The sequence below is a fragment of the Bulleidia sp. HCP3S3_C9 genome (assembly GCF_052064035.1).
Classification (GTDB): domain Bacteria; phylum Bacillota_I; class Bacilli_A; order Erysipelotrichales; family Erysipelotrichaceae; genus Bulleidia.
This window is the reverse complement of the sequence record NZ_JBQHWJ010000010.1, coordinates 12,071-27,287: the sequence shown is the minus strand read 5'-3', so window position 1 is coordinate 27,287 and position 15,217 is coordinate 12,071. Positions and strand designations below refer to the sequence as shown.

13 protein-coding genes and 1 tRNA gene are annotated in these 15,217 nt (G+C 36.0%); 1 reads left to right on the top strand and 13 read right to left on the bottom strand.

The window, feature by feature from the left end:
• Positions 1 to 80: 80 nt before the first annotated feature.
• From ACTND6_RS03310 to ACTND6_RS03285, 6 genes are all read right to left on the bottom strand, one after another.
• Positions 81 to 2,069 carry a sensor histidine kinase gene (locus ACTND6_RS03310; RefSeq protein WP_441021955.1) on the bottom strand — a complete coding sequence of 663 codons (1,989 nt, stop codon included), beginning with the start codon at positions 2,067 to 2,069 and terminating at the stop codon, positions 81 to 83.
• On the bottom strand, positions 2,066 to 2,758 hold the full coding sequence (locus ACTND6_RS03305) for a response regulator transcription factor (RefSeq protein ID WP_441021953.1): 693 nt from the start codon (positions 2,756 to 2,758) through the stop codon (positions 2,066 to 2,068). Before ACTND6_RS03305 ends, ACTND6_RS03310 begins: the two co-directional genes overlap by 4 nt.
• Positions 2,759 to 2,997: 239 nt before the next feature.
• Positions 2,998 to 3,759 (bottom strand): hypothetical protein, encoded by a 762-nt coding sequence (locus ACTND6_RS03300; RefSeq protein ID WP_178177017.1) that lies wholly within the window; start codon positions 3,757 to 3,759, stop codon positions 2,998 to 3,000.
• 96 nt (positions 3,760 to 3,855) lie between these two features.
• On the bottom strand, positions 3,856 to 4,911 hold the full coding sequence (locus ACTND6_RS03295; protein WP_441021951.1) for an NB-ARC domain-containing protein: 1,056 nt from the start codon (positions 4,909 to 4,911) through the stop codon (positions 3,856 to 3,858).
• Between the two features lie 293 nt (positions 4,912 to 5,204).
• Entirely contained in the window at positions 5,205 to 6,899 is a 1,695-nt protein-coding gene (locus ACTND6_RS03290; protein WP_441021949.1) for a phospho-sugar mutase, read from the bottom strand.
• A 36-nt stretch (positions 6,900 to 6,935) separates the two neighbouring features.
• On the bottom strand, positions 6,936 to 7,529 hold the full coding sequence (locus ACTND6_RS03285) for a flavodoxin family protein (protein WP_441021947.1): 594 nt from the start codon (positions 7,527 to 7,529) through the stop codon (positions 6,936 to 6,938).
• A gap of 78 nt (positions 7,530 to 7,607) precedes the next feature.
• Here ACTND6_RS03285 and ACTND6_RS03280 point away from each other — a divergent pair.
• A tRNA-Val gene (locus ACTND6_RS03280) sits at positions 7,608 to 7,680 on the top strand.
• A 70-nt stretch (positions 7,681 to 7,750) separates the two neighbouring features.
• On the opposite strand, the gene ACTND6_RS03275 is transcribed toward ACTND6_RS03280, so the two are convergent.
• The 7 genes from ACTND6_RS03275 to ACTND6_RS03245 all read right to left on the bottom strand — a co-directional run bounded on the left by ACTND6_RS03275 (position 7,751) and on the right by ACTND6_RS03245 (position 15,134).
• A complete protein-coding gene (locus tag ACTND6_RS03275) occupies positions 7,751 to 8,500 on the bottom strand; it encodes an HAD family hydrolase (protein ID WP_441021945.1) in 750 nt (249 codons plus the stop codon).
• Positions 8,501 to 8,922: 422 nt separating this feature from the next.
• A complete protein-coding gene (locus ACTND6_RS03270) occupies positions 8,923 to 9,300 on the bottom strand; it encodes an SdpI family protein (RefSeq protein WP_441021943.1) in 378 nt (125 codons plus the stop codon).
• Between the two features lie 71 nt (positions 9,301 to 9,371).
• Positions 9,372 to 9,974 carry a TetR/AcrR family transcriptional regulator gene (locus ACTND6_RS03265; protein WP_441021941.1) on the bottom strand — a complete coding sequence of 201 codons (603 nt, stop codon included), beginning with the start codon at positions 9,972 to 9,974 and terminating at the stop codon, positions 9,372 to 9,374.
• An 89-nt stretch (positions 9,975 to 10,063) separates the two neighbouring features.
• Positions 10,064 to 11,494 carry an ROK family protein gene (locus ACTND6_RS03260; protein WP_441021939.1) on the bottom strand — a complete coding sequence of 477 codons (1,431 nt, stop codon included), beginning with the start codon at positions 11,492 to 11,494 and terminating at the stop codon, positions 10,064 to 10,066.
• 114 nt (positions 11,495 to 11,608) lie between these two features.
• Entirely contained in the window at positions 11,609 to 12,130 is a 522-nt protein-coding gene (locus ACTND6_RS03255) for a nitroreductase (RefSeq protein WP_441021937.1), read from the bottom strand.
• 87 nt (positions 12,131 to 12,217) lie between these two features.
• Positions 12,218 to 13,696 carry a family 1 glycosylhydrolase gene (locus ACTND6_RS03250; protein WP_178177009.1) on the bottom strand — a complete coding sequence of 493 codons (1,479 nt, stop codon included), beginning with the start codon at positions 13,694 to 13,696 and terminating at the stop codon, positions 12,218 to 12,220.
• 28 nt (positions 13,697 to 13,724) lie between these two features.
• Positions 13,725 to 15,134 (bottom strand): glycoside hydrolase family 1 protein, encoded by a 1,410-nt coding sequence (locus tag ACTND6_RS03245; RefSeq protein WP_441021935.1) that lies wholly within the window; start codon positions 15,132 to 15,134, stop codon positions 13,725 to 13,727.
• Between the last annotated feature and the right edge of the window lie 83 nt (positions 15,135 to 15,217).

The window sequence follows — 15,217 nt, the reverse complement described above, 5'->3', positions numbered from 1 at the left end:
ACTTCCATCAGTGTATGATTTCTTCCATAACAAGTGCTGCTAGAATTGGTATCAGACTGCCCAGCAGCACGGGAATCCATTTATACTTGCTCATGTTTCTTTACAGTGATAATAGATTTAAACAAATCTCCATCAATCTGAATCTCAAAGGAACCTTGCATCAAATCCATCAAAGATTTCGCAATATTCAATCCAAGTCCAGATCCCTCTGTATGTCTAGAACTATCTCCTCTGACAAATCTCTGCATCAATTCTTCTTCCGTGATATTCAATTGATTCTTAGAAGTATTCTTGATTGTTGTAATAACATTTTCTCCATCTTCAACAACATCAATATACACACGACTACCATCCATAGAATACTTTGATACATTGGAAAATACATTTCTAAGCACTCTCCAAAGCAGTCTTCCATCCGCATTCACTTCAATCTTTTCTTCTGGAATCTTTGTAATCAGCAAGAGATTCTTTTCTTTCAATCTCTCTTCATATTCCGCACTTGCCTGTTCAATGATTTCTTTGATGGATACAACATCCATATGCACCTGAATATTTCCACTGCTTGCTTTCGAAGCTTCCACAACATCTTCTGTCAGTCTCTTTAATCTTTGCGACTGTCGCTGTAGAACATCAATATATTCCTCTGTTTTTTCTTCCTCATGTGGTTTTGACAGTAAATCCACATAGTTAATAATGGATGTTAAGGGTGTTTTGATATCATGAGAAACATTTGTAATCAATTCCGCTTTCATTCTTTCAGATTTCAATTCATTCTCAATCGCCTTTTTCATGCCTTCACTGATCAAGTTCAAGTTCTTTGCATGTTCATAAAATGGGCCATGCAGACGATTCAACGCTTCTTCACTGATACGATAATCCAATTCTCCATTTGCGAGTTTCTCAGCAGCTGTTAATAATGTTTTTGTATCTGCGTTGATTTTGATCAGAATCCATACTCCATATAACATCGCCAGCATCAAAGCACCAATAAAGAATTCAAAGAAGACATCACCCACTTCTGCAACTGTAACAAAGAAAATCAATAATAGTACAAATGAAATACAAACAAGACCAACAATTACTTTCTTCCATACTGCAGAAGAATGACAATATGCATCATAGAATTCTACAATAACTTTTTTCACTGGATAATATACAAACTGTATTGCTTTTACAATCACATTATTAGAAATCAATGTATGTGATTTAATTCTTACCACAAACGATATGTAATACACATACACAACCAAAGCAAGCAAGATCACAAATGCAATCAAAGGAAGTCCAGCTTCAACAAAGTCCATTGATGCTTCATAAAACATCATATAAGAAATACTTGATAACAGTTCTGAACCAATCAAGCAGATACAACAGCCAACAAGAATCATCACAAATGTAAACACATCAAACGGAATCCGATCAATCCATGATAAATGAATCCCATCCTCTTCTTTTGTATGTCCTGCCGCAATGGTTTCATATACAAGAAGTATCAATATGACAGCTGCAGAAGCAACAGTATATGTAACTGCATTTTCTGTATATGGTTTAACCATCTTGTAAACCTGATATCTCTGATAGAATTGTGTATCATCATTGATTGTTGGCTCATTCACACCAACATGCACAATATACGCGACATTACTATTCTCAAATGCATCACCTTCAAATATTCTTCGATTGTCTGCATTCGTAATATCACCAATCCCATATTTCTTGACAAGCGGATAGTCAGAATCTTCTGTATAGTTTTTACTCTCTGCTAAAGATACATAACTCTTTGTTTTCGCATCATATTTTTCAACATAATAGTCAAAGTTCTCACTGATTTCTCTCACGAAAGCTTCTACAGCAGAATCATTCACCTTCTTTTCAGAAATGGCATATCCATATTTATTATAAATATGGTAATCTACCGCTTCCTGCGCACTTGAAGATTGTAAATACTCTTCACTACCCCATCCATATCCATATTCAATCAAGGAAACACCGCCAAAGAAACACGCAATTGATCCAAAGACCACAAGCAGTATCACACCAATTGTTTTGCAAATTCCACTCTTTTTCATAAGCATTTCTCCATCTTATACCCTCTGCCCCACACAACTTTGATGTATCGAGGTTCACTTGGGTTAATTTCCACTTTTTCTCTCAGATGACGAATATGTACTGCAACTGTATTTTCTCCATTCATAAACGGTTCATTCCAGATTTTCTGATAGATTTCAGAAGAAGAAAATACTTTTCCAGTATTCTTCATCAACAATAACAAGATGTCATATTCCACCGGTGTCAATAAAATAACATTCCCATCTACTGTTACTGTTTTCGAATCATCATTGATTTCAATACCACCATTCTTCAATACATTTGAAGAATTCGTATTTCCGCCAAGAACTGTATACCTTCTAAGACATGATCTCACTCTTGCGATGACTTCTGCTGGATTGAATGGCTTTGTAATATAGTCATCTGCTCCAATATTCAATCCCAGTATCATATCAGTATCTTCACTTTTCGCTGTCAAAAAAATGATTGGCACATTACTTTCTTCACGAATCTTGCTCGTTGCCTGATACCCATCCATCTCAGGCATCATAATGTCCATCAGAATTAAATCCACTCTTTTTCTATGCATAATATCCACAGCCTGTTTTCCACTATTCGCTGTCAATATCTCATACCCCTCTGGTTTTAAATATATTTCTAACGCAGATACAATATCCTTTTCATCATCCACAATTAATAACGTTGCCATACTTCCCTCTTTCTTTACACTCTCATTGTACTGATATGTCCCTTAAGAAAATAGATTTCAAATCATTAAGATTTTATTAATCAGGCATAAAATCCATACATGCATGAATTATTACAGATTTCAATGTTGATTTTCTTATAAATCCATATATCATATTCCCATTGGGCGTAAATAATAGCTGGTTATTTATTCTCAAAGCAAAAATGTCCTAGCCATTACTCCCTTTGGCATAGGACATTTTATTTCATTTTAATAGATGCATGAGATAACACCGTTGTTTTATCATGATCCGTACTATCTAACGAAGTAGAAATTCTTTCATCCGATTGATTTGTAGAAATCAAGATCGTTGATTCTGGTGGAATAACATAATCCCCATACACCGTTGAAGCATAGAAATCTTCACTTCCCATATTTCGAATAAATACTGGCGTAAATTTTCCTTGCCATTCATCAAACTGATACGCATTCTTGCCAAACGGAAAGAATCTAAAATAATAATCCATTGCTGGATCACTCAACACAAATGCATCTTCAAACATTCCTCTTTGAATATCATAATCCAGTCTGCGATAGATTTTCTTCCCCTGTCTTAATTCTAAAGATACAAAATGATTTAAGATATCTGAAGAAAACGTCAATATTGCACAAGTTCTAAAGTCATCAGGTGTCTGCTGACTTTTTTTATTCATCTGTTTACGATCTTCTGACTGTTTGATCTTGTTAAATACAAGAACATCATCTGGCCATAGATAATCTCTCAATGCACGTCTTAATACTCGCTTATCCAACGCATCATGTTCACAATACTTCGCAAGATATTCAGAGTTTTCTGTATAGATATGCAAAGCCCCCCATTCCACTTCTAAACGTGTTACAAAGGAAGTATGGATCCATTGTCCTTCTTCAAATGCATCATTCCCACTGATGTTTCCCCATACTCTATATTTATCTTTTGTTTGATCAAAATACCAATTCTTTAATGTATATACATGTATCATCGCTATCTATTGTACATGAAGCAGCACGAAAAGACTCTCATGAATTTAAAACTTTCCAACCTTTACAATCTAAGCCGAAAATAAAACATGCATCATTCACCATGTTTCGTATTCAACCTGGTCATTGATGAATTCCTTGAAAAGTGGCAACGTGAATGACATAAATCCTCTTTTTTTATCACTGATAATCTGCTTGTTGATCAGTCTTTTTCTGTACGGATTCAGTTGATTATTATCCCAGTTCAGTATGGATTTGACTTCTTTATATTCACAATAACTTGATTCAGCTATTGCAATGCAGACTTTGCGGTCATTATCAGATAGTTCACTCCAAATTTTTTCGTATGAGAAATCAGCGAGTATCTGCATGTATTCCTGCAAAGCCTTTTTGTCATACTTGCCATTGTTCCATACAACGTAACCAAGCGCCTGAAAAGCAAACGAATATCCTAGTGTATATCTAGCCATTTCTTTTGCCTGTTCTGAAGTTATATTCAGATTTTCTTCATAGTTGTTTTTTATAGCACCCATCTGCAGTGGAAACAAGTCAATTCTTGGAGAACGATATAAAAACGTAAGACTTTTATCATCCTGCAATTCTCTTATATTTTCGTATAAGCCTGTCATCAGAAGATAAACAGAAAGGTTTTCTCTCAGCCAAATCTGGAATGCCCCAGCAAATTCTTTGATTGATGAAGTACTTGTAACTTCATCAATTGTTATCAAGACTTTAAGATTTTTCTCGCTTGCTGATTTCAAAAGCTTTGTTGCTTCGTACTCAGCAGAAGTGGTTGGAACAGCATTGTCCACTTTGACGTCCACACCAAAAATATTTGCTGAAAGAGAAGACAGCGAAAAACTATTCTTTAGCCTCTTGTCATTTGCAAGTTGGATTACTATCTGTTCAACAATACTGATTTGAGATGATACATTGACATTGATGACAATCCACTGTTTTGAAACAAAAGAATTGGCAACATTTGTCATAAATACTGTTTTACCGCTTCCTCTGATCCCTGTAATCATATAAATATGTTGTAAGCCATTATCGCTGAGAAAGTTAGCAACAACTTCTGAAAGTTGAGACTCTCTTGGAATTAACTGTTGTGGTTCTTGCCCAAATTGCAAGGCGTATGGATTTATTGTTGGCATAGATCTCTCCTTTGCACATATAGTTTACCATTTTTTACTCTTTTTTACCATTTTTTACCTTTGCAGATTTGTTTTACCTTTTTTTACTCTTTTTTACCTTTTATATCTTCCACATTGAGCAGTAACTCTGCTTGCACCACCACTAAACTAAGTCAAAGCACAACGTTCACCTGCCATATCATCAGACCATGTTGAAAATACAAAATAAAAATGCAGATTTCTATACAATTTTATTATGTATATTACCTGCATTCTTATTTTTGATTTTCACAAATTATTTTTCTTGCCAGTGATTATTCAACTGCGTTAATCAGATCCAGCACAGCTTTCTTGATTGCTTCATTCTTTTCTTTTGCTTTCTGCATTGTTTCATCACTGCTGTAAAAATACATCTTGATCTTAGGTTCTGTTCCACTTGGACGAACCGCAAACCATGTATCCTCATCCACAAAGAAACGTAATGCATTATGTGGAGGCAGACCTTCATATCCATCAATATAATCAATGATATGATCAATCTTATATTCACCAATCTGCATCGGCTTTTCATTTCTGATCCACTTCATCATTCTATCAATTCTTTCTTTGCCAGGAATACCTTCAAGAATGATATTAACGCCTTCTTCACATGTATAGCCATACTTTGCATAGATTTCCTGTAAAACATCCCACAATGTCTTACCTTGCTTTCTATAGTATGCTGCAGCTTCCGTCACAAGCATACCTGCAGAAATACCATCCTTATCACGGATATCTTCACATCCAGCATAACCAACACTTTCTTCATAGCCAAACAGATATGTATAGCCATTCTCATGAAGATAAGGAATCTTGCCACAGATATTTTTAAAACCTGTCAACGTTTCAAACATTTCCACACCATAAGCCTTAGCCATCTTTGTAGAAAGCGTAGACGTAACAATGGACTTCACCATTGCACCCTTCTTAGGCAATGTACCTGCAGATTCATGTCCTTCTAAAATATAGTTCACAAGTAAATAACCTGTCTGGTTACCATTTAATGGAACATAATTGCCATCATTATCACGAATCTCAATCGCAAAACGATCAGAGTCTGGATCAGTAGCCATCAACAGTTCAGCACCAAACTCCCTGCCATATTTTTCACTCAAGGCAAATGCCTTTGGATCTTCCGGGTTTGGATAGCCAACCGTTGTAAAATCCGGATCTGGATCTTCCTGTTCAGGAACGATCTTCCAGTTTGTAAAACCACGATCATTTAACATTTGTCTAAAAGGAATCGAACCACAGCCATTAAGTGGTGTATATACAAGAGGAATAGAAGCATCAATTTCATCTCCTGTATGAATTGCCAAAGATTCAACTTTATCGAGATATTCACGATCTTCTTTTTCACCCAATACGATGATTTTGCCCGAAGCAACACCTTCTTCATAAGAAGATTTCTTTACACCATTCCAGATATCTACCGCATTGATTTCTTTTTCCATACCGTCAGCGATTTCACTGGAAACCTGGCAGCCATCACTCCAGTATGCTTTATATCCATTGTATTCCTTTGGATTATGAGACGCTGTAATATTAATTCCCGCAACAGTTCCAATCTTACGAATCAAAAAAGCAAGTTCTGGTGTTGGTCTTAGAGATGGGAATGTGTATACTTTAATTCCATTTGCTGCTAAAATACCCGCTGTCATTTCACAGAACTCTCTAGAAAAATGTCTAGGATCATGTGCAATCACAACACCTTTTTCCATTGCTTCTTTTCCATGATGGATAATGAATTGTGCAATACCCTGTGTTGCCTTGCCAACAGTATAGAAGTTCATACGGTTAGTCCCCGCACCAACTTTTCCTCTCAATCCTGCTGTACCAAAAGATAAATCTTTATAAAAACGATCTTCTTTTTCTACTTCATCATCTTTAATATGCACAAGTTGTTTTCTGAGTGGATCATTTTCATCTAGATGATCTAACCATTCTTGATATGTTTGTTGATATGTCATATTATTTTTCCTCATTTCTTATACATTTATTGTACATTATCTTCCAAGCATAAAAGCATCCAATTTTTCAACAAAACAAGGATTTTGAATCCCGTGTTCTTTTCCGCTAGAGATACATTTCAATAACCACGAAAGATTCTGTGCCAGTCTTTCCATTTCTTCTGTATCTTTTGCATCATCACACACTGTGTTCCAGTATCTGCCACTCACAACAGGCATACAGCTATAAGAAAAATAACGATTCAATTCTTGATATGCATGCTCCGTATTTCTACGGTTAGATGCAAGAATCACCCCACCAATCTTGCCAACATAGTTTTCGTTGTTACTGCGAAATAAACACTTTAATAATTCAATTGCCTGTTTACTTGCTTCAGAGTACATCACATCACTGCCAATGATCAAAGCATCAAATTCCTCACTATGCTCATGAAGTTCATTGATAATACCATCAAATAAACATCTTCTTCTTTTCAAACATTTCCCGCAACTCGTACATGGATGAACACCTTTCACCCAGCGAACATCGTATTCTATTTCTGCTTCCGCAAGCTTTGCACAACACAATGCAATACCTTTAGAAAGCAATCCATTTTCTTCTTCACTTGTATTCAAAAATAAAACTTTCATTCAAAATACCTCTGCATTTAATTTTCGCATACTTTACTTCCACATAAAATATTTTTATGTTAGAATACACAGACAAACGAGTGGTTAGCTCAGCTGGGAGAGCACCTCCTTGACGTGGAGGGGGTCATGGGTTCGAGTCCCCTACCGCTCACGATGCAAAAGTCCTTTATGCAAGGGCTTTTTTGTATGTAAAAAGTCGCAAAATCATGCGACTTTCTTCTTTAATTTTCTTGCTTTTTCTTAGCAGCTTTCTTTTCTGCTTTATGAATTACTTCTTCCGCATTTGGATAATTGATTGTTGTTTCTAGCCACAATGGTTCACCCTTTAGAAGCTTTTTTACCTGAATTAAATCTGCTGTTGCAAAATCAGGACGTTCTTCAACGATGGATCTTGCTTTATCAGGATTTGACGCAAAGCCAACAGTATAAACACCTGCATCTTTTCCAGACATAATTTCTGCACAGCTGTCAGAAACATAGACACAGCTCTTTGCATCCAATAGCTTTAAAGCAGTAAATAAACCGTTTGCTTCTGCCTGTGCATTTTTCTTACCACCAATAATGACATCAAAATACTGAATCAAATGTGCATGTTCTAGTAAATCTACAATAGATGCTCTTTCACGTGTTGAAACTGTCGCAATTTTATACTCATGCTTCTTCAGCCACTTCAATAGATCTTTGATTCCATGCATTGGCTGAATCAAATCACTCAAATGATTCTTCTGCCAGGAATTATATTCATCCACCATTCTCTTTGTATCTTCTTCGGGAAAACAATATTCCATCACAGAATATACAGAGTCATCTAATGCTGCAAGCTGAATTTCTTTTGTGAATAGTTCATTCTTATGATGACGGTCAAACAGTTCACGATACGTTGCAATAATGGCAGGTTCTGTATCCATGACTGTACCATCAAAGGATAAAACAATGACAGGTTTTTCTTTGTTCTCTTTCTGATTTTTCATAATAATACCTCGTTTCCAAATCCAATTTTCGATTCTATTCTTCATTAAAAAGATGGTGTAATTCTTCTTTGCACTGTGACAGCGTAGTTTTTGAATTGGGGAAACACTGTTTCTCCAATTGAGCCATTTGAGCATATAAGATAGAATTAACGAAAATTCGTTACTCACTTCATTCATTTGTAATACGCCACACTTTCGATATATTCCCATTATAATTTCATTTATCATTTATATCTATAGCACAATTTATAAAACATTTTTTAATCATTTGCTAATAAGACTACAGACATAAAAGGAACTATAGTCCATGATGCATAGAACTCCTGAGCGAAAAGTCGTAGGTTCGACTCCTATCTGAGACGCTAATTCAAACGAGAAGAGATCATTTCACGTGTGATTTCATTTTTTTGATAAATTGATAGTTATTTTCGTGTTCCGTCATCATTGAAATGTTCTTTTAGAGCTTTCTCTGTCGGATAAATTGATATAATCAAAACAGTACACTGAATTGTTATAAGAACAACCCCTGCAATTCCAATCATGTTATCATTGCTTTGGTATAATGGAATATACATCAAAGCAGTTAGTATCATTATTAGCCATCCTAGTTTCCACCAAAGTTTTCCGCAATATTCATGAGCAAATTTCCATGTATCCATACTTTTCATTAACCGAGTTGTTCTATATTCAATCAAACTATTTATATTCTTTGGACAATGTTTCCACGACATTCTTCCTACAACAATCATTACAAATGGAATTAATAAATCACATATTAACCAAAACCACCAAAGCCACATAAAATCAGTCTTTCTTTACAAACATTATAACGACACATTCCTTTGAAGAAAAATAGATCATTGCGATCTATTCATTTCTTAATATAAGCAGATAAACCAGATGCCATTAAATTCCAGATAAATTCATAGGATTCTTTTGTATCCGGCAATTCTTTACGAATGATTCTTTTCGCAAACACAGCAGAAATATCCATCAAATATGTCCAGATATAATGCATTGACATTCCTTCAGGAAGAGGAAATGCTTTCATCACAGGTTCAACTACATGGATCAGACCAGTAAAGTCTGCCGTTTTCCCCTCTGCTTCTTTTTGAACATATGTCTTAATATGTTCCGAATCACGATAACTTTGATAATACAGAGTTTTATAATCATTCTTGATTAAAAACGTAAAGTAGGCAATCCACATTTCATGAAACTGTTCAAACATTTTTTCGTCATCACACAATGTAGGTTCTGGTGCATCATCATATAAACCAGCTACTTCATTTGCGACAAGATTATAGCATTCAAACAATAAATTCTCTTTTGTCCCAAAATCTCTATATACAAGAGCTTCATTTACATGAGCAAGTTTTGCTGCCTGCAATACCGCAAAAGATTCCAGTCCCTTTTCCGCTACGATTCTCATTGTCGCATCCATAATTTTTCTTTTACGCTCACTTGCTTCCATACTATATTCACTCCTGTTTCCGAGCTTTCATATTACCACAGTTTCAATAAAAATCTATTCACAGATTGAAAGAAACAATTATAAAATGATTATAAATATGGATTATGTGTTAAACCAAATTCTTTTCTCTTTAAATCATCCATTCTCCAGATACATCTCAAGAATGTTCCTGTCATCATATATTCCTTAATATCATGCAATTGATGCAGTGGTGGAATAAATCTTTCTTCCATACTTTCCAGCATCACACTCTGAATATGTTCAAGATCTGTATGTTCACAATACACAAAAATAGCTTCTGGACCAATTGTCGCTGTCATTGTCACCAATGTTTTTCCAATAATTTCCGCACATCCTTCTTCACTTTTCATCAGTTCATCATATGATTCAGATAAATTCAGAACTTTCTGTGTATATTTTACTTCCCCTGCAACGTGCTGTCTGCCACGAATCAAATGCCCACTCACAACAATTCCACAGCCAGCCGCATTTGAATTCTCAGGTAAGAAATACAAGATAATAGAACGATAACGATCTTCCAGCCAGTAGATACCCGTTACAATCATATTTGCATCATTAAATGGTACAACAGGGCGATGATATTTCTCTGTTAATTGTTCTCTGACATTTACCATATGCATTGGATGATTTGGTAAAAATACAACACCATCTTCAATGGAGCCCTGCAGACTTAAGCCAATGATTTCAATTTCAGGATATTTTTCAACAAGTGGATCAAGAACCTGTGTGAATTCTTCAACTGAGCCTTCTTCACACACAATTTCTCCACTGCACATAATATTGCCATTATGATAATACCGATAAATAATATGATTTTCGTTTTCACTTTGAATGTATCCTGCAACAAGTACTTTTTTATTTGTTTTAAAGAACGCCTGTGTTCGTACTGCTTTTGGCGTTTTTAAAGCGTTCTCGTCTTGCAGTTCTCCTTTAATCATTTCAATCAAAGTTCCTGTATCATATTTTCCAAATGTCTGTGCTGGAATATTTCTAACAAGAACGTTTGGATATTTTTCCTGCAGTTTCTTTCTCTCAAAATGCACCTGAGGTGCCAGCAGCAACATGTCTTTGCCATGCATTTCCGATTCTAGGCGATTATAAGAAACTGCTTGAAATTCATAATTCAGATTTAAAGTCTTCGATGCCGCATTCAATAATTCCGCATAATAAGAAGTTGTCAGTCCACTAGTACAAGACAATACAATATGTACAACCTGACAATCCTTCAAGCTGCGCATTGCTTCTTCCATTTCAACATAAAGATCTTGTGCACGTTTCAAATCCTTCAATTGAAAGTGCAGAAAGAACTCTGTTGTATTATCACGAATCATATCAATTCTGAGTTCAACAATATCATCTTCATAGAAATTCACGCGTCCCAATGCAAATTTCGATTCAATCTCTAAATTTCCTTCTTCATTTTCCGTTACAGGAAATGTTTCTGTTCCTCTTTGAATTACCCATTTACGATACCGATCAATCAAAACTGAATTTTCCATACAAGCACCTTCTTTGCATTTATTCTAACATTTATTTATCCTCATCGAATTGTGTCGTTATATTTCGGAATAATATTTCAAAAAAGAACATGTTATTAACATGTCCTTAACACTTCATTCACACCAGAACACACGATTTTCTTTCCGTGGAGCAGGTACAGGTTTTTCATTCGCACGATAGCCTAATACACAATGACCAATTCCTTCATAGTCACCTTCGATACCAAGCTTCTTCAACAAAGCTTTTCCTTCTTCACTTTCAAATTCTTCTTTAGCTCGATGAATCCAGCAAGAACCAATTCCCTTAGCATCTGCTGCAAGCATTAGATTTCCCATCACCAATGATCCATCATACACTTCTGTTCGAACAGATTTATCTGCCAATACGATCAATACTACAGGAGCACCATAGAAAGGATCATTCTCACTTCCCATAGCAGATGCATTCATCTTAGACAATTCATCTCTTACTTCTTTGTTTGTAACCGCAACAATGATAGGAGACTGTTTCCCCATACCGCTTGCTGCATACAAACCTGCTTCAATGATTTCTTCCAGATCTTCCTTAGGAATCATTGTGTCCTGATACTTTCTACAGCTTCTTCTTTCTTTCATTGCCTGAATGATTTCGTTCATATTCAACACCTCAGTTTCTAAAATTATTTTATCACTTACCCAAAAAAACAGTTCCAATCATTTGACTAGAACTGTTTGATAAATACATTAGTCTAAATCTTCACCGTTAGACTTGTAAACTTTCTGCATGTAGAAGAAGGAATCCTTCTTGCTTCTAGCAAAGTTACCATTACCTTCATCATCTCTATCAACATAGATGAATCCGTATCTCTTTCTCATTTCACCTGTACCAGCAGAAACAAGATCGATATGGCCCCAAGGTGTATAGCCCATTAAGTCAACACCATCAATTTCAACCGCATCCTTCATAACCTTGATATGATCTCTCATATAGTTGATACGGTAATCATCATGGATAGAACCATCAGCTTCAACCTTATCAATTGCACCTAAGCCATTTTCAACAACCATCATAGGAATCTGATATCTATCCCAGATCTGGTTCAAGTTAATTCTCAAGCCAAGTGGGTCAACTGTCCAGCCCCATTCACTAGCCTTCAAATAAGGGTTCTTAACACCCATTGTCTGGTTGCCTTCAGATACACCATGTTCTTCAGGATGTGCAGCAAATACCTGAGAAGAATAGTAAGAGAATGAATAGAAGTCAACAACGCCTTCCTTCAATAATTCATCTTCTCCTTCTTCCTTCTGGATTGTAATGCCTGCTCTTTCAAGAGCCTTTACCTTCCATGCTGGGTAGTAACCTCTAACAAGAACGTCACCATAGAACCACTTCTGATCATGAGCGCCTGTCAATTCAGCCCATACATCTTCTGGGTTGCAGGAATATGGATATGAAGCACCATGTGCAATCATTAAACCAATCTTGTTTGTTGGATCAATTTCATGACCAATCTTAACTGCGTATGCACTTGCTACAAATAAGTGCCATCTGCACTGTTCAGCGTTCTGCTTGTTGGAAATATGTTCATGAACACCATTCATCATGAAGTTTGTATTGATGTTGATTTCATTGATTGTCAGCCAGTAATGAACAAGTCCCTTATAACGCTTGAAAATAACTTCAACATATCTCTTGAATGCTTCAAGTGTATGTCTAGAAACCATACCATCATATTCATTTGCTAAATGAAGAGGCATATCAAAGTGATAAATCGTAACTAATGGTTCAATACCATACTTATGACATTCTTTAAATACATCTTCATAGAACTGTAGACCTTCTTCATTTGGTGTTTCATCATCACCATTAGGGAAGATTCTAGTCCAGTTGATAGATAAACGGTAAACATTGCATCCCATTTCTGCAAATAATGCAATATCTTCCTTCCAATGATGATAGAAGTCAGTAGCTTCATGGCTTGGGTAATATGTATCTGGATCTACAATTGCCTTTGCACCTGCAGGAACTTCGTCTCTATTCCCAATTTCTCTTCTTGTACCATCTGGCATTTCAACGATAAACTTTCTTGGAATACCGTGGATACCATCACCGCCTGTTAAAGTATCCGCAACGGCAAGACCTTTACCACCGCTTAGATAACCACCTTCATACTGATTGGCAGCTGTAGCGCCACCCCATAAAAAACCTTTTGGAAAACTCATGTTCTTACTCTCCTTTTCTTTTCCTTAATTAGTCTAAATCTGCACCATTACTCTTGCAGACTTTCTGATACCAGTAGAATGAATCTTTCTTGATTCTCTTCATATCTTTCAGATCAAATTCGTCACGATCAACATAGATAAATCCATATCTCTTTGTAATACCCTGATGTGTTGAAATGAGGTCAAATGCTGACCATGGAGAATATCCAAATAAATCAACACCATCATTGATTGCTTCTCTGCAAGCTTCAATATGTCTTCTCAAATAATCAATACGATAATCATCATGTACCTTGCCATCTTCTAATGTATCTGGCACACCACAGCCATTTTCAGTAATGATCAGTGGTAAATGATATCTTTCCCAAAGCTGTCTTAATGTAATACGTAAACCAACCGGGTCAATTCCCATACCATAAGATGTAGATTCCTGCAGAGGATTGTTTACTGCCATGCATAGACCAGGATATGTCATTAGACCTGTCATAAAGTCTTTCTTTTCCTTTGCTTCTGCAATTGCCTTTTCACCATCTTCTTTGGAAACATACTTTACACATCCAGCACCATAATAGTTGAATGCGATAAAGTCTGGATGACCATTCTTTAAGATCTCCATGTCACCCTCTTCAATAGCAGGAGCAACACCACGGTCTGTAAACCATCTCATCAATGCTTCTGGATATGTACCAAAGCAAGCTGGATCCAGGAACAGACGATTACGTAACTGATCAAAATCCATTGCTGCTAAATTATCTTCTGGAGAAGAAGTTGCTGGATAGATTGCTGTAATGTTTGGTGCAGGTCCAATTTTAGCATCACACATTTTATGGCATTCCTGCATTGCTAATGATTGTGCCAGTAACATGTGATGATTTGCCTGCCAGATTGTTTTTTCATCCTTATAGTCACGATGACCCTGGTATAGAACCATCATGTTCTGTTCGTTGATTGTTAAGAAATACTTTACTTTCTTGCCATATTCTTCAAAGCAGACTTTGCAGTACTTAAGAAATGCATCGATACACTTACGATCAGCCCATCCACCATAACGATCCTGCAGGCACTGCGGTAAATCAAAATGATATAGCGTAACAACTGGTTCAATACCATATTTATGACATTCATCAATGACATCATGATAATGCTTCACTGCGACTTCATTGACTTCACCATCCCCACTAGGAATGATACGAGGCCATGCAATTGAAAATCTGAATTCATTAAATCCCATTTCAGCCATCAAAGCAATATCTTCTTTATAACGATGATAATGATCAATCGCTACTTTAAAATCTGTTGTACCTTCAGGAATGGCAGCTGTATCGGATACAGATGGTGATTTTCCATCTTCATCCCATGCCCCTTCACACTGATAAGCACTAGAAGAACCTCCCCACAAAAATCCTTGAGGAAAATCTTTCAATGTTGAATAATCCATAATTTGTCTCCTTACACACCACTTTCATTTTAATGTAAGCAGTTACAATAATCCATAAAAAAAGATGGAACAAAGTTCCAACT

Bases quoted from the DNA above. Each gene is read 5' to 3' on its own strand.
- ACTND6_RS03300 (WP_178177017.1), bottom strand. From the start codon at position 3,759: ATGATACATGTATATACATTAAAGAATTGGTATTTTGATCAAACAAAA.
- ACTND6_RS03250 (WP_178177009.1), bottom strand. From the start codon at position 13,696: ATGAGTTTTCCAAAAGGTTTTTTATGGGGTGGCGCTACAGCTGCCAAT.
- ACTND6_RS03260 (WP_441021939.1), bottom strand. From the start codon at position 11,494: ATGGAAAATTCAGTTTTGATTGATCGGTATCGTAAATGGGTAATTCAA.
- ACTND6_RS03305 (WP_441021953.1), bottom strand. From the start codon at position 2,758: ATGGCAACGTTATTAATTGTGGATGATGAAAAGGATATTGTATCTGCG.
- ACTND6_RS03290 (WP_441021949.1), bottom strand. From the start codon at position 6,899: ATGACATATCAACAAACATATCAAGAATGGTTAGATCATCTAGATGAA.
- ACTND6_RS03245 (WP_441021935.1), bottom strand. From the start codon at position 15,134: ATGGATTATTCAACATTGAAAGATTTTCCTCAAGGATTTTTGTGGGGA.
- ACTND6_RS03255 (WP_441021937.1), bottom strand. From the start codon at position 12,130: ATGAACGAAATCATTCAGGCAATGAAAGAAAGAAGAAGCTGTAGAAAG.
- ACTND6_RS03295 (WP_441021951.1), bottom strand. From the start codon at position 4,911: ATGCCAACAATAAATCCATACGCCTTGCAATTTGGGCAAGAACCACAA.
- ACTND6_RS03285 (WP_441021947.1), bottom strand. From the start codon at position 7,529: ATGAAAGTTTTATTTTTGAATACAAGTGAAGAAGAAAATGGATTGCTT.
- ACTND6_RS03275 (WP_441021945.1), bottom strand. From the start codon at position 8,500: ATGAAAAATCAGAAAGAGAACAAAGAAAAACCTGTCATTGTTTTATCC.
- ACTND6_RS03270 (WP_441021943.1), bottom strand. From the start codon at position 9,300: ATGTGGCTTTGGTGGTTTTGGTTAATATGTGATTTATTAATTCCATTT.
- ACTND6_RS03265 (WP_441021941.1), bottom strand. From the start codon at position 9,974: ATGGAAGCAAGTGAGCGTAAAAGAAAAATTATGGATGCGACAATGAGA.
- ACTND6_RS03310 (WP_441021955.1), bottom strand. From the start codon at position 2,069: ATGAAAAAGAGTGGAATTTGCAAAACAATTGGTGTGATACTGCTTGTG.